This is a genomic window from Vibrio sp. MED222, from assembly GCF_000153005.1.
GTDB classification, from domain to species: domain Bacteria; phylum Pseudomonadota; class Gammaproteobacteria; order Enterobacterales; family Vibrionaceae; genus Vibrio; species Vibrio tasmaniensis_A.
Genome location: NZ_CH902612.1, coordinates 44,114 through 63,141 on the forward strand (window position 1 = coordinate 44,114; position 19,028 = coordinate 63,141).

Genomic DNA, 19,028 nt, shown 5'->3' on the forward strand with positions numbered 1-19,028 from the left:
GGTAGCCCTCAGTTCCAAGAAGCGACGTCACCAACGACCGTTGTTCTAGGACAAGATATTGCAGGTGAAGCGGTTATTGCTGATTTATCGAAGATGCCACACGTACTGGTTGCAGGTACCACCGGTTCTGGTAAGTCGGTGGGTGTGAACGTGATGATCTTGAGTATGCTTTACAAGGCATCGCCTGAAGACGTTCGTTTCATCATGATTGACCCGAAAATGTTGGAATTGTCTATCTATGAAGGTATTCCACATCTATTGTCTGAAGTCGTTACCGACATGAAAGATGCGTCTAACGCCCTTCGTTGGTGTGTTGGCGAAATGGAACGTCGTTATAAACTGATGTCGGCACTTGGTGTTCGTAACATTAAAGGCTACAACGACAAATTGAAGATGGCTGCGGAAGCGGGTCACCCAATTCATGATCCTCTGTGGAAACCGGGCGACAGCATGGACCCTGAAGCACCATTATTGGAAAAACTGCCTTACATCGTAGTTGTCGTCGATGAATTCGCCGATTTAATCATGGTAGTGGGTAAGAAAGTTGAAGAATTGATTGCTCGTTTGGCACAAAAAGCACGTGCGGCGGGTGTTCACTTGATCCTAGCGACTCAGCGCCCGTCAGTGGATGTTATTACGGGTCTTATTAAAGCCAATATCCCGACACGTGTAGCCTTTACTGTATCAACCAAAACGGACTCTCGAACGATTCTTGACCAAGGTGGTGCAGAATCATTATTGGGTATGGGTGATATGTTGTACTTGCCACCGGGTTCAAGCCACACAACTCGTGTACACGGCGCATTTGCATCTGATGATGATGTACATGCGGTCGTGAATAACTGGAAAGCACGCGGTAAGCCAAACTATATTGAAGAGATTACTAACGGCGACCAAACCCCAGAAACACTGTTACCAGGTGAGAAAATGGAAGGCGATGAAGAAGTCGATCCTCTGTTTGATCAAGTTGTCGAACACGTTGTCCATTCACGTCGTGGTTCAGTTTCTGGTGTGCAACGTCGATTTAAGATCGGCTACAACCGTGCCGCACGAATTGTTGAGCAATTAGAAGCTCAAGGTATTGTCAGTGCTCCAGGACATAACGGTAACCGAGAAGTCTTGGCGCCCGCGCCACCAAAAGATTAGTTCCAATAGGAACTCATAACTATTCAGTCGGTCAAAACCAAAACATGACCGACTTATGTTCTAACAGGATTATTGATGAAAAAAGTATTCGCACTTTTATTTATGAGCTTCTCAGTATTTGCTTCTCCGAAAGAAGAGTTGAGTAGCCGCTTGTCGCTGAATGCAGGTTTTAGCGCTGACTTTAAACAAGTTGTCACCAGCCCTGACGGTGATGTTGTGATGGAAGGCGAGGGCACAGTAGAGATTGCACGCCCTAGCTTGTTCCGTTGGGAAACGACTTTCCCTGATGAAAACCTATTGGTCTCTGATGGTCAAAGCTTGTGGTACTACAGTCCGTTCATTGAACAAGTGAGCATTTACTGGCAAGAACAAGCCACATCGCAAACGCCATTTGTATTGCTGACTCGTAACCAAGCAAGTGATTGGGATAACTACAATGTTGCGCAAACGGGTAACCAATTTACGCTAACGCCAACGGCTGTGGACTCTAATCAGGGCGATTTCCAGATTAACATCACTGAGAAAGGCATTGTTCAGGGCTTTAATGTGATTGAACAAGACGGCCAAAAAGGTGAGTTTACCTTTAACAATGTTGACTTAGGTAAACCTGCTGCAGACCGCTTTACTTTTGTGGCGCCGGAAGGTGTCGAGGTCGACGACCAAAGAAACTGATCCAAACTGGCAGATCGTTTGGTAGTAAGTCGATAGGTATTGATGCCATCAACGAATCAAGAGATTGCAATTGAGTAATTACAGCTTAGATTTTGCGGGGGACGAAGATTTTCGTCCCCTTGCTGCTCGTATGAGACCTGAAACTGTTGAACAGTATATTGGTCAGCAGCATATATTAGGTCCAGGTAAACCCCTTCGCAGAGCGTTGGAGGCGGGCCATATCCACTCCATGATTTTATGGGGGCCTCCGGGCACCGGTAAAACCACGCTGGCAGAAGTGGCAGCTAATTACGCCAATGCAGAAGTCGAGCGCGTATCTGCGGTGACTTCGGGTGTAAAAGACATTCGTATCGCCATTGAAAAAGCGCGTGAGAACAAGCAAGCAGGGCGTAGAACGATTTTATTTGTGGACGAAGTCCATCGCTTTAACAAAAGTCAGCAAGATGCTTTTCTACCTCATATCGAAGATGGCACGGTTACGTTTATTGGCGCGACGACAGAAAACCCTTCTTTTGAATTGAACAACGCTTTGTTGTCGCGTGCGCGTGTTTACAAATTGACTTCGCTCAATACAGAGGATATTTCTCTCGTCATTCGCCAAGCCATTGAAGATAAACAGCGTGGCCTAGGTGATGTGTCGGCTGATTTTGCTGATAACGTACTAGATCGCCTCGCTGAACTGGTCAACGGTGATGCACGTATGTCGCTCAACTATCTTGAGCTGCTGTATGACATGGCAGAAGACAACGACAAAGGCGAGAAAGCGATAACGTTGCAGTTGTTAGCGGAAGTGGCTGGTGAGAAGGTTGCTCGTTTCGATAATAAGGGGGATATTTGGTACGACCTAATCTCTGCCGTTCACAAATCGATTCGCGGTTCAAACCCTGATGGGGCGTTGTATTGGTCGGCGCGAATGATTGCGGCGGGTTGTGACCCTTTGTATATCGTAAGGCGTTTATTAGCGATTGCTTCTGAAGATATTGGTAATGCTGACCCAAGAGCAATGCAGGTTGCGATGTCGGCTTGGGATTGCTTCACGCGTATTGGCCCTGCAGAAGGGGAGCGTGCGATTGCTCAGGCAGTTGTCTATTTAGCGTGTGCACCAAAGAGTAACGCCGTTTACACCGCTTGGAAGCAAGCCTTAACGGATGCGCATAATCTTCCTGAATATGAAGTGCCTCATCATTTAAGAAATGCACCCACAACTTTGATGAAGGACATGGGCTACGGGCAGGAATACCGTTATGCTCATGATGAACCAGGTGCCTACGCGGCTGGCGAAAAGTATTTACCGCCTGAAATGGGCGAAACACAATACTATTTCCCAACAAAACGAGGCTTAGAGACCAAAATTGGCGAGAAGCTAGATTATCTGGCGGATTTGGACGCAAAAAGCCCACAAAAACGCTATGAAAAGTAGTCTTTTTTGGATATCGTTACCTAGTCATAAAAATTCAATTAAATCGTTACAAATTGGTCGAAATAGCACCAGTTTTAGGGGTTTAGCAGTGATTCAGTAGCAATCTACTGAATATTCAAATAACTAAAGCATAGGATTAGCAATGCTGGATTCTAAATTACTTCGAGCTGAGCTGGATGAAACAGCGGCAAAATTAGCACGTCGAGGCTTCACCCTTGATGTAGAGACAATTCGTGAACTTGAAGAAAAACGTAAGTCCCTTCAGATGAAAACTGAAGAGCTACAAGCGTTACGTAACTCTCGATCGAAGTCCATTGGTCAAGCGAAAGCAAAAGGCGACCATGAAGAAGCTGAGCGTATCCTTGCAGAAGTAGGCAACTTAGGCGCAGAACTAGACCAAGCTAAAGTAACATTGGCTGAGCTTCAATCTGAGCTAGAAGCGATCACAATGTCAATTCCTAACCTACCTGACGCAGAAGTGCCAGATGGTAAAGATGAAGACGACAACGTAGAAGTTTCTCGTTGGGGTCAACCTAAGACTTACGACTTCGAAGTGAAAGATCACGTGGATCTTGGCGAAATGTCTGGCGGTCTTGATTTTGCTAGCGCAGTTAAAATCTCTGGTTCTCGTTTTATCGTGATGAAAGGCAAATTCGCACGTCTACACCGTGCTATTGCTCAGTTCATGCTGGACCTTCACACTGATGAGCACGGCTACACAGAAATGTACGTACCGTACCTAGTGAACCACGATAGCCTATACGGTACTGGTCAACTTCCTAAGTTCGGCGAAGACTTGTTCCACACAAGCCCGCTAACTGAGCAAGTAAGTGATGTACCGCTTAAGACGTTATCGCTTATCCCTACTGCGGAAGTACCGGTAACGAACATGGTTCGTGACACGATTACTGATGAAGCTGAACTGCCACTTAAGATGACAGCTCACACTCCATGTTTCCGTTCTGAAGCGGGTTCTTACGGTCGTGACACTCGTGGTCTTATCCGTATGCACCAATTCGACAAAGTTGAATTAGTACAAATTACTAAGCCAGAAGACTCAATGGCAGCGCTTGAAGAGCTAACAGGTCATGCTGAGAAAGTACTTCAACTTCTAGAGCTTCCTTACCGTAAAGTGATTCTATGTACGGGTGACATGGGCTTCGGTTCTGCGAAAACTTACGACTTAGAAGTCTGGGTTCCAGCACAAGAGACATACCGTGAAATTTCTTCTTGTTCAAACATGTGGGATTTCCAAGCGCGTCGTATGCAAGCTCGTTTCCGTCGTAAAGGCGAGAAGAAACCTGAACTTGTACACACACTTAACGGTTCTGGTCTTGCTGTTGGTCGTACTATGGTTGCTATTCTTGAGAACAACCAAGAAGCAGATGGCCGTATTGCTATCCCAACAGTACTTCAACCATACATGGGCGGCGTAACGCACATCGGCTAATGCCAATTTTGGTTAATCAAATTTAGATTAATCTGACTTGTTAGAATATTTAAAAGGCTTTGCTGTAATGGCAAAGCCTTTTTTGTATGCGGACGTTGTTTAAATAGAAGCTACATATATGAGAAGGCAGCCTCGGAAGTATTGTTTGCTTGTTTCCAGGCCAAGTCTGCTTGCTTACATGCCAGAAGCGCCTTTCGGTAATAGTTTTGATAGTTGTTTTGTGTCAGCTCATCAATCGTATAAAGCTGTGTGATCACTTCGTCACATTGCTTGATGATGGTTAGCACTTGTTTTGCACCCATTGAATCAGGCCAAATAACAGAGAGCAATTTTATCGTATTCATACATACGTTCTTGATCATCGGACATCGTTTATGAATATCTAAGTAAGCCACAAGCACCTGTTTGTAGTCTGACTTTGCTAGTTTGATGCCGATATTCTTCTCTTTGAGCCAGTTCATTTTTGCGGTGTTGCGATGTTTCATCTCAGTGCACATCGTTATCTGACTTGAAACCACTGTCTCGCTCGCTGTTTTCACTATCAACATGCTGCAACGGTTTTCCGCAATTTTAAACTCGTTTTCACAGCTCATCCTATCCAATAACCATGCATGGTGATAAATCACAGGGAAGGCATCAAAGTCATTCTTATCGTGCAATGCGGTTAGTATAGTGACTGCTTTTTGATATTGGTTAGCTTCCATCGCGATGTGAGCTGCGATAAGTGCTAAGTCAGTTTGAAGCCCTGATCTTGCCTCGGTAGGGATCTTCGAAATTAAGTAATTGACGTGACCCAAATTCGCTTGCTTATCGATGCCATCTGAGGCGCAATAGAGCAAGAATCGTATATGACTTAGCTTCATATATAGGTTGTCTCGAAAGGTGTCCTTATTGATTTGCACATGGTTTTGGTAGTGGAATAGCGCTGTTTTAGTATCATTAACCGATAAGCATAGATTTGCGATTGCAAGCTCTCTCTCAGAGTTACCTGGTGTTAGTTTACTCGCTAACTTGAAGTGAGCAATGGCTGCCGGAACCTTATTGCTGATCAGGTTTACTTGAGCTGCTTGGTCTCGATACAAAATGCAGGTTGGCGCAGAATTGATCAAACTTTCAATCATCGACTGTGCTTCGCTAAGCTGCCCCAAATTCGCAAGGCTGTTTGCTAATCCTGCTTGAGCCCAATCAAAACTGCCTTCATCTATCGCTTTCTGATAGACATTCTTGGCTTCCTCGTAGAGCTCTAGTTTTGATAGAAAGCTCCCTCGAAATTGCTGGATTGTTGCGAAGTATTCGGGATGAAACGCGGCAAGCCCTTCGCAATGCTCTAGGCCCGCTTCATAGTTATTTTCTCTCTCAGCCTTATAAATGTCTTGTAAAATCAGCTTCTTCCTTAAGGAACTGGTGATGCGCTGTTTTAGAGTTTCGCGGTTAAACGGTTTTAACAAATAGTTGTCAGGTCGTAGTTCAAGGATAGGGCGTATCGATAGAGCTGAATTTTCACCTGTAACAAGAATAAATATTCCGTCATCTTTTAATCTGTTGGCTTGCTTCAATTCTTCAAATAGCTGTTTGCCGTTGATCGTGTTACCAAAGTTGTAATCACAAATGATGACATCAAAAGTTGTGTCATTCGTGATGGTCATTGCAACACGAGGTGATTTCGCAATGGCAATCAAACGTTCTGAAAAACCAATATGAACCAGCATGTTACGAATAGTTGATAACACTATCGTTGAGTCATCAATGATAAGTGCATTTAGTTGGGTTAATTTCATGCTTACTTTAAATTATTTACTGACGTGAATTACGTAGCTATTGCGGATTGTCTTGATGTCTTGCACGACCGACAAAACAAGAAGCGTTAGGTTTCTACGAAGTTGATATAAGCCTTCGCTAGAATTGGATTCTTTTTTTGCGAATATTTTTATCTAATAGGAGTTAAAAATATTGGCTAATTTGATTCTGAGATGAACTCGAATAAGGAAGGTCATTCATTATATTCAGTACCAAAATGGCGCGTATTTTATGACGGCTTTTTACCCGATAGGTAACACTCTTTTGCTAATTGTTTTTATGGAGAGGATTAAATTTATTTGTGAGGTTTTTCGAGTTCAAATCAAAGATAAAACAATGGCTTGGGGTGTGTTTGTTGGCTGGTTTTTCACGTGAAGGATAAGCCGCCGTTAGTATTTTATGGGCGGCTTATAGGTTTTCTAAATGATGTTTGTTAAATCAACTTGGTTTGAAGCAAGCAGATTGTTGGAGGGCTTTATCAATAGATGAAACAAGTTGTTCGATGTGCTCAGCCTTGCTAATGAAAGGAGGCATCATATAAATCAACTTCCCGAACGGACGTATCCAAACGCCTTGTTCAACAAAGTGAGCTTGGATGGTTTCCATATCGACAGGTGTGTGGGTTTCAACGACGCCAATAGCGCCCAACCAGCGAACATCTTTGACAAGAGCATGCTTGAGTAGAGGCGGTAGTAACTCAGAAAAGAGTTGTTCAATCTGATGAGTCTGATTTTGCCAATGACCTTGCTCTATGATGGACAAACTTGCCGCACCTACTGCACAAGCTAAAGGGTTGCCCATGAAGGTTGGCCCGTGCATAAAGCAGCCTGCTTCACCGCCACATACCGTGTCAGCAACTTCTTTACTCGCAAGCGTCGCTGACAATGTCATATAGCCACCAGTTAAAGCCTTGCCTACGCATAAGATGTCCGGTTTGACATCGGCATGCTCACAAGCGAACAGTTTCCCTGTGCGGCCAAATCCGGTTGCAATCTCATCCAAAATAAGTAATACGTTGAATTCATCACACAGTAGGCGAACTTGTTTTAGGAACTCAGGGTGGTAGATGCGCATGCCGCCAGCGCCTTGAACGATAGGCTCTAAGATTACGGCGGCAACCTCTTCATGATGGGCTGTGAGTTTCTCTCGAAAGCTATTGATGTCACTTGAATTCCAATCATCCCAAAAGCCGCTTTTTGGCGAATCAGCGAAAATGTGCTCAGGCAAAAAGCCTTTGTAGAGACTATGCATTGAGTTATCAGGATCGGTCACTGACATTGCCGCAAAGGTATCACCGTGATAGCCATCTCTCAGTGTGAGGAATTTTGAACGAGGTTGCCCTTTAGCGTGCCAGTATTGGAGAGCCATCTTGAGGCTAACCTCTACGGCAACGGAACCTGAGTCGGCCAAGAATACGTGCTCGAGATTATTTGGTGTTAGGTTCAAAAGTTTCTTACATAAATCGATAGCAGGCTGGTGGGTGATACCTCCAAACATAACGTGCGAAACCTTATCGATTTGGCTGTGAGCTGCAGCATTGAGCTCTGGATGATTGTAGCCGTGGATGGTTGACCACCAAGAGGACATACCATCAATAATTCGTTTTCCGCCCTCTAATTCTAGGTAAACGCCGTCTGCGTTAGTGACTGGGTAGCAGGTCAGAGGTGTCAACGTTGATGTATAAGGATGCCAGATATGCTGGCGGTCAAAGGCGAGATCCATAGTAACTTCCATTCTTGGTGTGGCTAATAAATAACCAGATGTAAACTTTTGATATTATCAATGTGTTGACAGTCTAAAGCTTGTCGGTAGACTATCCAAGCATAAATACAATCTCTATTGATAGAGATGTAACATCAAATAATAAAAAAGGATCTACACGTGGAAGTTCGTCATGACTGGACAGTTGCTGAAGTAAGAGCACTGCTTGAAAAACCGTTTATGGATTTAATGTTTGAAGCTCAAGTGGTTCATAGACAGTACCAAGAGCACAACCACGTGCAGGTGAGTACACTGTTATCGATTAAGACAGGTGCTTGTCCTGAAGATTGTAAGTACTGCCCTCAGAGTGCTCACTACCGAACGGATGTCGACAAAGAACGCTTAATGGAAGTCGAGCGTGTTTTGGATGCGGCGCAAAAAGCCAAGAATGCGGGTTCGACTCGTTTCTGTATGGGCGCGGCGTGGAAAAACCCGAAAGAACGCGATATGCCTCACCTAACTGACATGATCAAAGGTGTGAAAGGCATGGGCCTAGAAACATGTATGACACTAGGCATGTTAACGCCTGACCAAGCAGGTGAGCTAGCGGACGCAGGTTTGGATTACTACAACCATAACCTTGATACGTCTCCGGAGTTCTACGGCAGTATTATCACCACTCGTACTTACCAAGACCGTTTAGATACGCTATCTCATGTGCGTGATGCCGGTATGAAGATCTGTTCTGGTGGTATTATTGGTATGGGCGAAAGTACGAATGACCGTGCAGGCCTGCTTGTAGAGCTTGCGAACCTTCCTGTTCACCCAGAAAGTGTACCAATCAACATGCTCGTAAAAGTCAAAGGCACACCGATGGAAAACGTCGATGATGTTGAGTCTTTCGACTTCGTCAAACTGATAGCGATTGCTCGCATCATGATGCCTATGTCTGCGGTTCGTTTATCAGCAGGCCGTGAGAACATGAACGAACAGATGCAGGCGATGTGTTTCATGGCGGGTGCGAATTCTATCTTCTACGGCTGTAAGCTACTGACTACGCCAAACCCAGATGAAGACACGGACATGCAGTTGTTTAAGAAGTTAGGTATCAACAGCCAACAGGTGGCTCAGAAGCCTGACGAAATTCAAGAAAATGAACTGTTAGATCAAGTGGTGGAGCGGGTTGCTGCTCGTCCAACGAAAGATGACATGTTCTACGATGCCACTGTTTAAATCGCGCATCAAAAGTGCCCTTGCTCATCGCCGTGAGCAAGGGTTAACTCGTCAACTTAAGGTACTCGAAAACAGTAATAGCCCTTTGCTTACTAGTGAAGGTTCTAACTTCATTAATTTTTCGAGTAATGACTATTTAGGTTTGGCAAACGATCCTGAACTGGTCGATGCATGGCAAACCGGACTTTCCCAATATGGTGCCGGCAGTGCGGCATCGCCATTGGTCACGGGTTTTAGTCCTGCTCATCAAAATTTAGAGGCTCAGCTGTGTGAATGGCTTGGCTTTGAACGCGCCATTCTCTTTAACTCTGGTTTCAGCGCTAACCAAGCCTTATTGTTTTCTCTGCTCGAAAAAGACGATTTTCTACTGCAAGATAAGCTCAACCACGCCTCTTTGATGGAAGCGGGGATGCTTTCACCTGCAACCATGAAACGCTTTAAGCACAACGACACGCAACATTTAGAGTCGCTATTGAGTCAAACTCCACAATCCTTGGTCGTGACTGAAGGTGTGTTCAGCATGGATGGCGACAAAGCGCCTCTTAGCCAGATATTTAACCTGACTAATCGATACGACAGTTGGTTGGCGGTTGATGATGCCCACGGTATCGGCGTATTAGGTGATAAAGGGGCTGGGAGCTGCAGTGCGGCACAAATCTCCCCCGATATTTTGGTGGTGACCTTTGGTAAAGCATTTGGCCTTTCTGGTGCTGCGATTCTTTGTTCGTCAGAAGTGGGTGATTACTTAACTCAGTTTGCTCGGCATCATGTGTATTCGACGGCGATGCCACCTTCACAAGCGGTGGCTTTATCTCATGCGTGTCAGATGATTCAGACGCAAGAGTGGCGTCGTGAGAAGTTGACAGAACTTGGCGCCCTTTATGCTGAGCAGATGAGTGGCGTGAAAGGCTTTATTGATACTCAGACGCCGATCAAGCCATTTTTAATCGGCGAAGCCCAAGCTGCACTATCTATTGCTGAAGAGTTAAAGCGCAATCAAGTTTGGGTAACGGCAATAAGGCCACCAACGGTGCCTATTGGGACTGCTCGTTTGCGTATTACCTTAACGGCGAACCATAGTCAGGAACAGATTCTTCAGTTAACTGACTCGTTGCTTCAAGCAATAGAGCGAAGCAACGACTCTGGAAGCAAACCAAGCATAGAATCAAGCTTTGAATTAAAGAAAGAGGCTCAGTAAATGTCACAAGAAGCAGTAGTGCATAATTACGTAAGCCAAGATAAGAGTGCGATTGCTGAAGCCTTCGGCAAAGCTGCTGCAACCTATGACAAACACGCTGAGTTTCAGCGCGATGTAGGCCACCGACTATTGGATAAGCTACCGAGTGACCTCTCTGGGTTAAAGGTGCTCGATCTAGGTTGTGGTACAGGGTATTTCTCTGAACAGTTAGTTAAGCGAGGTGCTGCAGTGGTATGTGCTGACCTTTCCAATGGAATGTTGGACGAAGCAAAACAGCGCTGTGGTGTATCAGTCTCTTCATATCAACAAGCCGATGCCGAGCAATTACCGTTTGAAGACGGGCACTTTGACATCGTTTTCTCTAGCCTTGCGTTGCAATGGTGTGACGACTTGTCGTCGCCTTTGAGAGAGATGAAGCGTGTTACAGCCGTTGGTGGACGTGTTATTTTCTCAACTTTGCTTGATGGATCACTGTTTGAACTGAAAAAGTCGTGGTCCAAAATTGACGCACATCAACACGTTAACCATTTTATTACAATCAATCAGGTAAAAATTGCGTTAGCGCAATCTAGCTGTACGGCTCATCAACTAGACTTGCCCACCATCACCGTTTGGTACGACACTGCGTTTGAACTGATGCGCGACCTTAAAGGTATCGGCGCTAATCACGTAAGTGGTCGCTCACAAGGTTTAACAAGTCGCCGAATGTTGCAGCTTGTTGAGCGGGAATATAGAGAGTTTAAAAACCATCAAGGTTTCTTACCAGCAACATATCAAGTTTGTTTAGGGGTTATTCAATTATGATTGATGCATTATTCATTGCAGGTACGGATACCGAAGTGGGAAAAACTGTGGTTTCAAAAGCGATTCTTCAAGCTTTAGCCGCACAAGAGTTATCAACAATAGGCTACAAGCCAGTTGCCGCAGGGTGTGAACAATCCCCTGAGGGATTACGTAATAGTGATGCACTGCATCTTCAAGAAGCTGCGACGCAAGATATCGCCTACGAAGACGTTAACCCGTATGCGCTGTTGCTACCATCATCACCACACATTGCAGCAAAGCATGATGGTGTGGTGATTGATGAAACCGTATTATCAGCTAAGTTGGCAGAGCATAAGCAAAACTCTGACATCGTGTTAGTTGAAGGTGCTGGTGGTTGGCGTGTACCGGTTTCTGATGAAGAATATTTGTCTAGCTGGGTCAAAAAAGAGCAGCTGCCAGTGGTATTGACGGTCGGCATTAAGCTTGGCTGTTTGAGTCATGCACTGCTAACTGCAGAAGTGATTCGTGCTGATGGACTGAACCTAGTAGGTTGGGTTGCAAACCGCATTAACCCAGGTACTGAACATTACGCCGAAATTATAGCGATGCTTGAAGATAAGCTAGGTGCACCGAAGTTAGGTGAAATTCCGTATGTGCCAAGAGCAAAGTCTAAGAACATTGGTAAGTACATTGATGTGCAGCCTTTGCTCGACCTTTAAACTTCGAGTTATACGTTAAACAAGAAAAGGGCTGCGATTGCAGCCCTTTTGCTATGTTAAGCCTTTTGGCCATGAGTTTATAAACAACTGGCCTTTGAACAAGTCGCTATGGGTTAGTGTTCTTTTGTAAGTCCCATTAGTGCTTGTTGTGTCTCTGTGATTTTTGTCTGTGCCGCTTGCGGTGTTAGGATCCCAATCTGCTTTTTTGCTTCTTCTTCAGTAATCCCTAGGTGACAGCACAGTAAATCGATAGCCATTTGAGTGTTAGTACCTTCAACCATGATTCTTCCCTTTTTGTACATGGACTAGCCAATAAATCATCTGAAGCCACTGTAAACGGATTGTTATACCGACACCATACGACTTAGGTCTAATAGACTGGAGGTGATTCGAATATGGTCTCGTAATCAAATGTTGCAATTTAATGCTTAACCTTGTTTTCTTAATCTAAGACTATATGTATAAGTAAGTATAAGTCTTCAAGGTTGGAATAAATTGCTGTCTGCCTTGTCTATAATAATAAGTTTTATAAAAACAGCTTTCATGCGGAGATAAGTAATGAAGCGAGTAATGTTGTTCCTTGCAACCAACCTAGCGGTTGTATTGGTACTAAGTGTTGTTCTTAATATTGTATACGCAGTTACAGGTATGCAACCTGGTAGCCTATCAGGCTTATTGGTGATGGCTGCAGTATTTGGCTTTGGTGGCTCATTCATTTCATTGATGATGTCAAAGAAAATGGCGCTACGATCGGTAGGCGGTATGGTCATTGAAAGCCCACGTAACGAAACAGAACATTGGTTGATGGAGACGGTAAGCCGTCAATCTCAACAAGTTGGTATTGGTATGCCAACAGTGGCGATCTACGACTCGCCAGACATCAACGCATTCGCGACGGGCGCTAAGCGTAATGATTCATTAGTAGCAGTCTCTACGGGTCTGCTACACAACATGACGCGTGATGAAGCTGAAGCAGTGTTAGCGCATGAAGTGAGTCACATCGCGAACGGTGATATGGTGACCATGACGCTAATGCAGGGCGTGGTGAACACGTTCGTTATCTTCCTATCTCGTTTCATCGCCAACATTGTTGCGTCGAATGACAACGAAGAAGAGGGTGGCAGCAACATGATGGTGTACTTTGGTGTGTCTATGGTGCTGGAATTAGTATTTGGTTTCTTAGCAAGCTTCATTACGATGTGGTACAGCCGTCATCGTGAATTCCATGCCGATGCAGGTGCTGCGCACTTAGTAGGTAAAGAGAAGATGATAGCAGCGCTAGAGCGTCTTAAGGTGAGCCATGAGCCACAACTAGAAGGTTCTATGATGGCATTTGGTATCAACGGCAAGAAATCGCTTACTGAGCTTCTGATGAGCCACCCACCACTAGACAAGCGTATTGCGTCTCTACGTAACATGTAATCGCTACGTAATTCTCGTCGCTAGACGACAAGAGACCTTTGAAAGGCTTCCTTCGGGAGGCCTTTTTTGATCTTGGTATTCAAGACAGTAAGTATCCGAGGGATATGTGTCTGGTGATAGAGGGTTACTAGTGATGAAGCGTTGCAATATTTATTGGTTGATATCGCACGGACTGACATGTGTAGGGTAATTAGGAGGGGGGCTATGTTCTTTTGATAACAGCGCGTACTAAGCACACTTTCTTCCGCCCAACAAAAAGGCTTCCACATGGGAAGCCTTAGTCTATTCTGTGATTCGAAATTCGAATCTTACAGCTTGTCAGTTAGCTCGATAGCTTGACCGATGTAGTTCGCTGGAGTCATCTCTTTCAGACGAACTTTCTCGTCTGCAGGGATTTCAAGGCCGTCGATGAATGCACGCATGCCTTCGCCATCTACACGTTTACCACGAGTTAGCTCTTTTAGCTTCTCGTATGGCTTCTCGATGCCGTAACGGCGCATTACTGTTTGTACTGGTTCTGCTAGTACTTCCCAGTTCTTGTCTAGTTCAGCAAGTAGCGCTTCACGGTTAACTTCTAGCTTGCTAATACCTTTCAGAGTCGAAGTGTATGCAATGATAGCGTAGCCAACACCAACACCTAGGTTACGAAGAACCGTAGAGTCAGTAAGGTCACGCTGCCAGCGAGAAACTGGAAGCTTTTGTGCAAGGTGGCTGAATACTGCGTTTGCTAGACCAAGGTTGCCTTCAGAGTTTTCGAAGTCAATTGGGTTAACTTTATGCGGCATTGTAGAAGAACCGATTTCGCCAGCAATAGTCTTCTGCTTGAAGTGACCAAGAGCGATGTAGCCCCAAACGTCACGGTCGAAGTCCAGAAGGATTGTGTTGAAACGTGCAACTGCATCAAAAAGCTCAGCGATGTAATCGTGAGGTTCGATTTGAGTTGTGTACGGGTTCCAAGTTACGCCAAGAGATTCAGTGATGAACTCTTCGCTGAACTGGTGCCATTCAACTTCTGGGTATGCAGAAAGGTGTGCGTTGTAGTTACCTACAGCACCGTTGATTTTCGCTAGGATCTCAACGTTTTCGATTTGCTTGTATTGACGTTCCATACGGTACGCAACGTTAGCCATCTCTTTACCCATAGTAGAAGGAGAAGCCGGCTGACCGTGTGTACGAGACAGTAATGGAATGTCACGGTACTCGTTCGCAAGTGCTTTGATAGCATCAATTACGTTACGGATTTCTGGAAGAATCACTGTGTCACGAGCTTCTTTAAGCATAAGCGCGTGAGATGTGTTGTTGATGTCTTCAGAAGTACATGCAAAGTGAATAAATTCGTTTACAGCGTGAAGTTCAGGAACGCCAGCAACTTTCTCTTTCAAGAAGTACTCAACCGCTTTAACGTCGTGGTTAGTCGTGCGCTCGATCTCTTTGATACGTAGAGCATCTTCTTCACTGAAGTTAGCTGCTAGTTCATCAAGAAACTGGTTAGCTTCTGCACTGAACGCTGGTACTTCTTTGATTGCATCTGTAGCTGCAAGCTTTTGTAACCAACGAACTTCAACGATAGAGCGGTACTTTAGTAGGCCAAACTCACTAAAGATGCTGCGTAATGCAACAGTCTTGCTTCCGTAACGGCCGTCTACTGGTGAAACAGCAGTCAATGCTGACAGTTCCATGGTGTTCTCCTGAATTGAGTTTTCTAAATTTTGAGAGGTTTATACCAGTAACAATCTCAATTGTCACGCATATTGCGCAATCGTTTGCGTGAGAGTTGTGTTGGTACAAAAAACAAGCTCGCGACGAGGCGCGAGCTAATAAATTACATGCGAGCTAGCAGGATTTGAGCCTGCTCGATCATCTTCTTGCGACCGAAGATAAGGTGGCGACGTTTACCGCCAACTTGACGCCATAACACAGCGCTTCGAATTCCTGATAGCAGCAGGGCACGAACCTTATGCTGGCTCGACGTCTGTTGAAGTACAGCTGGCGTCCCAGAAACCTGAATACGCGGGCCGATAGGGCTCACAACATCAAGGTAGATACTGGCTAGGTTGCTGATCATTTGCTCGTCAAACAGATCAAAGTGTTCAGTTTGACGTTCTGCAGTTTGAATACGATCGCCAAGCTGAGACATAGAGTCGTTACGAGAAGATAGCTTACGCTCAAGTGCCATCAAGCTGATGATGTAGCGAGTAATATCGCTACCAGCGGGAGTACTATCGATACCTTTTACTAAGCACTCAAGGCCAAGCTTTAGGTTCGCTTCACGTCCAAAGACACCCACGGTGTTCGCTGGATTGGTATTTAAAATGGCACTGAGTGAAGCTTCGAAGGCATCTTTATCACAATGGCCGTCTTTCGCTACTTGTTGAACCAAAGCCACAGCTTGGCAAATTCCAGCGAAAGCAATAGTACGGTCATAAAGTGTATTAGCCACGTAGTAACTCCTAGTTGTCTTCTATTGTTTGTCGTTCGATTATTGGTTAGATGCGCTTTTCAATGATACCACCACCAAGACATACGTTGTCTAGGTAGAACACTGCTGATTGACCTGGGGTCACCGCAATTTGTGGTTCGTCAAAAATAACCTTAATGTTCTCGTCATCAATTGGGATGATTGTACAAGGAATATCGGTCTGACGGTAACGTGTTTTTACCGTGCACGTCATAACTTCAGTAATTGGTGTGCGATTAACCCAATGAAGCTGAGAAGCGATCAAACCTTCTGATTTTAAAAGAGGGTGGTCTTTACCTTGTACCGCGATCAGAACATTACGTTTAAGATCTTTTTCACCAACAAACCATGGTTCTTCATTACCGCCGCCACCTTTGGTACCACCGATATGCAGGCCTTTACGTTGGCCTAGCGTATGGTACATCAAGCCTTGGTGTTGCCCAATAACTTGGCCTTCTGGTGTCTCGATGTTTCCCGGTTGAGCGGGTAGGTATTTGCCTAAGAACTCAGTGAACTTTCGCTCACCAATAAAGCAGATGCCTGTTGAATCTTTCTTTTTCGCAGTGATCAAGTCTTGCTCTTCAGCAATACGTCGTACTTCTGGCTTCTCTAATTCACCCACAGGGAATAGGCTGCGTGCCACTTGATCTGAGCTTAGCGTATAAAGGAAATAACTTTGGTCTTTATTGCCGTCTAGGCCGCGTAGCATTTCTGGCTTCGCACCAGCGTCTAGCTCTTCTTGTGTTGGGAAAGTACGACGAACATAGTGACCCATCGCGATGTAGTCTGCGTCTAATACTTCATCCGCAAACTCTAAGAATGCTTTGAATTTGATTTCTTTGTTACAAAGGATATCTGGGTTCGGTGTACGACCCGCTTTGTATTCTTCCAGAAAGTACTCGAATACATTATCCCAGTACTCTGCTGCAAAGTTGATAGTGTGAAGGTGGATACCTAACTTGTCACATACCGCTTGAGCATCAGCAAGGTCTTCAGCTGCCGTGCAGTATTCTTCGTTATCGTCTTCTTCCCAGTTTTTCATGAAAAGGCCTTCTACCTGATAGCCTTGTTGCTGAAGAAGATACGCCGATACTGACGAATCTACACCGCCGGACATACCGACAATTACTTTCTTTTCGCTGTTTCCAGAGCTGATATCTGACATGTCTAAACACCGTTACTATTACTTGGTCGCAGATTCTAACAGAAAGAGAAACACCGTGACAGATCCGAGACCGGAATCACAGTTTCATTTGCACAAATAATGCGCTGACTTCGTTAGAGAATCGCATGAACGCGAGGAGACTCGCTAGGATGTCAGATCTATATGTGGCATAGTCGCTCAAAATCCAAGAGCTGAGATAAAAAATGTCTGAACAAAATGAGTTTATGCAAGAAGAACAGTTGATCGAGATTATCGAGAACCAACTTGAAGATGGGCAACCAGTAAAAGTTAAAGAGACGCTAATGCGTTTAATGATGACAGGTACACCTCGTGAAGAGGCAATTGTAGCGATGGCATGTGCACTGGCAATTGAAGTATTTGATGTAATGAAAAACGGCGCAGAGTTTAATCAAAAACGTTACGCCGAGCATTTGGGCATGCTGCCTGATCTTAGCTTTATGGAAGGCGAATAAAAAAATAGCCTAGCAAACGTTTGCTATAGTTTGAAAGATTGCCGCGTTAAATATAGCGCGGTAGAATCCGCCACCTATTTCCCCTTGACTTAGACTAGCCCTATGAAATTCCCTGGACAACGTAAATCAAAGCACTATTTTCCGGTTCACGCTCGTGACCCTTTAGTAAGCCAAGCTCAAACGAGCAAAAGAATGTCACGTACCCATATTATCGGTATTGACCAAACTTTGGTGGATATTGAAGCAAAGGTGAGTTCTGAGCTAATCGAAAAATATGGCTTAAGTAAGGGACACTCTTTGGTTATTGGTGATGAAGCTGCTGAATCTTTGTATCAAGAATTAAAAGAACAGTGCCTGATCACTAATGAATACGCAGGTGGCACAATTGGTAATACATTACACAACTACTCAGTATTGGCGGATGACCGTTCAACACTATTGGGTGTAATGAGCCAAGATATTAAAATTGGTAGCTACGGTTACCGCTATTTATGTAATACATCAAGCAGAATGGATCTGAACCATTTACAAGGGGTAGATGGCGCAATTGGTCGCTGCTTTGCATTAATTACAGAAGATGGTGAACGTACTTTCGCAATTAGCGAAGGACAAATGAACCAATTAAAACCAGAAAGCATTCCTGAGAAAATTTTCAAAAGTGCTTCTGCTTTAGTATTAACGGCGTATTTAGTTCGTTGTAAACCAGGTGACCCTATGCCTGAAGCAACAATGAAAGCTATTGAGTACGCGAAGAAATACGATGTACCTGTTGTTTTAACGCTTGGTACTAAATTCGTTATTCAAGATGATCCAGAGTTTTGGAAAGATTTCCTTGAACAACATGTAACCGTTGTTGCAATGAATGAAGACGAAGCTGAAGCATTAACGGGTGAAAGCGATCCTCTAGCTGCTTCAGACAAAGCACTAGATTGGGTAGACTTAGTTCTATGTACAGCAGGCCCTGTGGGCTTGTTTATGGCGGGTTACACAGAAGATGCAGTGAAGCGTGAAACATCATTACCGTTGTTACCAGGCTCGATTGCTGAATTTAACCGTTATGAGTTTAGTCGTCCCGCACATAAAGATTTATGTGAAAATCCAACGAAAATCTATTCGCATATCGCACCTTACATGGGCGGCCCAGAAAAGATTAAGAATACGAATGGTGCCGGTGATGCTGCGTTGTCTGCTCTATTACATGATATGGCCGCTAATAAGTACCATAAAGAAAATGTGCCTAACTCAAGTAAGCATCAGCATTCATTCTTGACGTATTCTTCTTTCTCACAAGTTTGTAAATATTCAAACCGCGCAAGTTATGAAGTATTAGTTCAGCACTCGCCACGATTATCTCGAGGCCTTCCTGAAAGAGAAGATAGTCTAGAAGAAGCGTACTGGGAAAGATAAGG

At 44.6% G+C, this 19,028-nt stretch carries 17 protein-coding genes; 11 read left to right on the top strand and 6 right to left on the bottom strand.

Going from position 1 to position 19,028, the window contains the following annotated elements; all coding sequences use genetic code 11:
* The 4 genes from MED222_RS01600 to serS form a co-directional block, all read left to right on the top strand.
* Positions 1-1,146 (top strand): DNA translocase FtsK (locus MED222_RS01600; RefSeq protein ID WP_009848827.1); only part of this gene is annotated, 1,146 nt, incomplete at its 5' end.
* A 75-nt stretch (positions 1,147-1,221) separates the two neighbouring features.
* Positions 1,222-1,818 (top strand): outer membrane lipoprotein chaperone LolA, encoded by a 597-nt coding sequence (gene lolA / locus MED222_RS01595; RefSeq protein WP_009848826.1) that lies wholly within the window; start codon positions 1,222-1,224, stop codon positions 1,816-1,818.
* A gap of 64 nt (positions 1,819-1,882) precedes the next feature.
* Complete coding sequence (locus tag MED222_RS01590; protein WP_032555347.1) at positions 1,883-3,238, top strand: replication-associated recombination protein A; 1,356 nt, start codon at positions 1,883-1,885, stop codon at positions 3,236-3,238.
* A gap of 142 nt (positions 3,239-3,380) precedes the next feature.
* Positions 3,381-4,688: a serine--tRNA ligase gene (gene serS, locus MED222_RS01585; RefSeq protein ID WP_009848824.1), complete on the top strand. Its 1,308-nt coding sequence runs from the start codon at positions 3,381-3,383 to the stop codon at positions 4,686-4,688.
* A gap of 110 nt (positions 4,689-4,798) precedes the next feature.
* Here the strand turns inward: serS and MED222_RS01580 are convergent, their stop codons facing one another.
* Together MED222_RS01580 and bioA are read right to left on the bottom strand one after the other, a co-directional pair.
* A complete protein-coding gene (locus tag MED222_RS01580) occupies positions 4,799-6,466 on the bottom strand; it encodes a response regulator (protein WP_009848823.1) in 1,668 nt (555 codons plus the stop codon).
* 457 nt (positions 6,467-6,923) lie between these two features.
* Positions 6,924-8,207, bottom strand: a complete 1,284-nt coding sequence (gene bioA / locus MED222_RS01575; RefSeq protein ID WP_009848821.1) for an adenosylmethionine--8-amino-7-oxononanoate transaminase — start codon at positions 8,205-8,207, stop codon at positions 6,924-6,926.
* A 159-nt stretch (positions 8,208-8,366) separates the two neighbouring features.
* Here bioA and bioB point away from each other — a divergent pair, with 159 nt between their 5' ends.
* The 4 genes from bioB to bioD are packed head-to-tail and all read left to right on the top strand — an operon-like array spanning position 8,367 to position 12,101.
* Positions 8,367-9,419 carry a biotin synthase BioB gene (bioB, locus tag MED222_RS01570; RefSeq protein WP_009848820.1) on the top strand — a complete coding sequence of 351 codons (1,053 nt, stop codon included), beginning with the start codon at positions 8,367-8,369 and terminating at the stop codon, positions 9,417-9,419.
* The gene (gene bioF, locus MED222_RS01565; protein ID WP_009848819.1) at positions 9,406-10,617 is read left to right on the top strand and encodes an 8-amino-7-oxononanoate synthase; all 1,212 of its coding nucleotides are present in this window, start codon (positions 9,406-9,408) and stop codon (positions 10,615-10,617) included. The genes bioB and bioF overlap by 14 nt, the downstream gene beginning before the upstream one ends.
* The gene (gene bioC, locus MED222_RS01560) at positions 10,618-11,421 is read left to right on the top strand and encodes a malonyl-ACP O-methyltransferase BioC (RefSeq protein WP_009848818.1); all 804 of its coding nucleotides are present in this window, start codon (positions 10,618-10,620) and stop codon (positions 11,419-11,421) included. It begins immediately after the preceding gene.
* Positions 11,418-12,101, top strand: a complete 684-nt coding sequence (gene bioD / locus MED222_RS01555) for a dethiobiotin synthase (protein WP_009848817.1) — start codon at positions 11,418-11,420, stop codon at positions 12,099-12,101. Before bioC ends, bioD begins: the two co-directional genes overlap by 4 nt.
* 113 nt (positions 12,102-12,214) lie before the next feature.
* On the opposite strand, the gene MED222_RS22560 is transcribed toward bioD, so the two are convergent.
* On the bottom strand, positions 12,215-12,382 hold the full coding sequence (locus tag MED222_RS22560; RefSeq protein WP_009848816.1) for a hypothetical protein: 168 nt from the start codon (positions 12,380-12,382) through the stop codon (positions 12,215-12,217).
* A 277-nt stretch (positions 12,383-12,659) separates the two neighbouring features.
* Between MED222_RS22560 and htpX the strand changes: the two genes are divergently transcribed.
* Complete coding sequence (gene htpX / locus MED222_RS01550) at positions 12,660-13,523, top strand: protease HtpX (RefSeq protein WP_017098153.1); 864 nt, start codon at positions 12,660-12,662, stop codon at positions 13,521-13,523.
* Positions 13,524-13,831: 308 nt separating this feature from the next.
* Here the strand turns inward: htpX and purB are convergent, their stop codons facing one another.
* From purB to mnmA, 3 genes are all read right to left on the bottom strand, one after another.
* Positions 13,832-15,202 carry an adenylosuccinate lyase gene (gene purB / locus MED222_RS01545; protein ID WP_009848814.1) on the bottom strand — a complete coding sequence of 457 codons (1,371 nt, stop codon included), beginning with the start codon at positions 15,200-15,202 and terminating at the stop codon, positions 13,832-13,834.
* A 143-nt stretch (positions 15,203-15,345) separates the two neighbouring features.
* Complete coding sequence (gene hflD, locus MED222_RS01540; RefSeq protein ID WP_009848813.1) at positions 15,346-15,963, bottom strand: high frequency lysogenization protein HflD; 618 nt, start codon at positions 15,961-15,963, stop codon at positions 15,346-15,348.
* Positions 15,964-16,009: 46 nt separating this feature from the next.
* Positions 16,010-17,146 carry a tRNA 2-thiouridine(34) synthase MnmA gene (mnmA, locus tag MED222_RS01535; RefSeq protein ID WP_009848812.1) on the bottom strand — a complete coding sequence of 379 codons (1,137 nt, stop codon included), beginning with the start codon at positions 17,144-17,146 and terminating at the stop codon, positions 16,010-16,012.
* A gap of 203 nt (positions 17,147-17,349) precedes the next feature.
* On the opposite strand from mnmA, the gene MED222_RS01530 reads away from it, so the two are divergent.
* A complete protein-coding gene (locus tag MED222_RS01530) occupies positions 17,350-17,619 on the top strand; it encodes a hypothetical protein (RefSeq protein WP_009848811.1) in 270 nt (89 codons plus the stop codon).
* Positions 17,620-17,721: 102 nt separating this feature from the next.
* Positions 17,722-19,026: an inosine/guanosine kinase gene (locus tag MED222_RS01525; RefSeq protein WP_009848810.1), complete on the top strand. Its 1,305-nt coding sequence runs from the start codon at positions 17,722-17,724 to the stop codon at positions 19,024-19,026.
* The last annotated feature ends 2 nt before the right edge of the window (positions 19,027-19,028 follow it).

Bases quoted from the DNA above. Each gene is read 5' to 3' on its own strand.
- lolA (WP_009848826.1), top strand. From the start codon at position 1,222: ATGAAAAAAGTATTCGCACTTTTATTTATGAGCTTCTCAGTATTTGCT.
- serS (WP_009848824.1), top strand. From the start codon at position 3,381: ATGCTGGATTCTAAATTACTTCGAGCTGAGCTGGATGAAACAGCGGCA.
- MED222_RS01580 (WP_009848823.1), bottom strand. From the start codon at position 6,466: ATGAAATTAACCCAACTAAATGCACTTATCATTGATGACTCAACGATA.
- bioA (WP_009848821.1), bottom strand. From the start codon at position 8,207: ATGGATCTCGCCTTTGACCGCCAGCATATCTGGCATCCTTATACATCA.
- bioF (WP_009848819.1), top strand. From the start codon at position 9,406: ATGCCACTGTTTAAATCGCGCATCAAAAGTGCCCTTGCTCATCGCCGT.
- bioC (WP_009848818.1), top strand. From the start codon at position 10,618: ATGTCACAAGAAGCAGTAGTGCATAATTACGTAAGCCAAGATAAGAGT.
- bioD (WP_009848817.1), top strand. From the start codon at position 11,418: ATGATTGATGCATTATTCATTGCAGGTACGGATACCGAAGTGGGAAAA.
- MED222_RS22560 (WP_009848816.1), bottom strand. From the start codon at position 12,382: ATGGTTGAAGGTACTAACACTCAAATGGCTATCGATTTACTGTGCTGT.
- htpX (WP_017098153.1), top strand. From the start codon at position 12,660: ATGAAGCGAGTAATGTTGTTCCTTGCAACCAACCTAGCGGTTGTATTG.
- purB (WP_009848814.1), bottom strand. From the start codon at position 15,202: ATGGAACTGTCAGCATTGACTGCTGTTTCACCAGTAGACGGCCGTTAC.
- mnmA (WP_009848812.1), bottom strand. From the start codon at position 17,146: ATGTCAGATATCAGCTCTGGAAACAGCGAAAAGAAAGTAATTGTCGGT.
- MED222_RS01530 (WP_009848811.1), top strand. From the start codon at position 17,350: ATGTCTGAACAAAATGAGTTTATGCAAGAAGAACAGTTGATCGAGATT.
- MED222_RS01525 (WP_009848810.1), top strand. From the start codon at position 17,722: ATGAAATTCCCTGGACAACGTAAATCAAAGCACTATTTTCCGGTTCAC.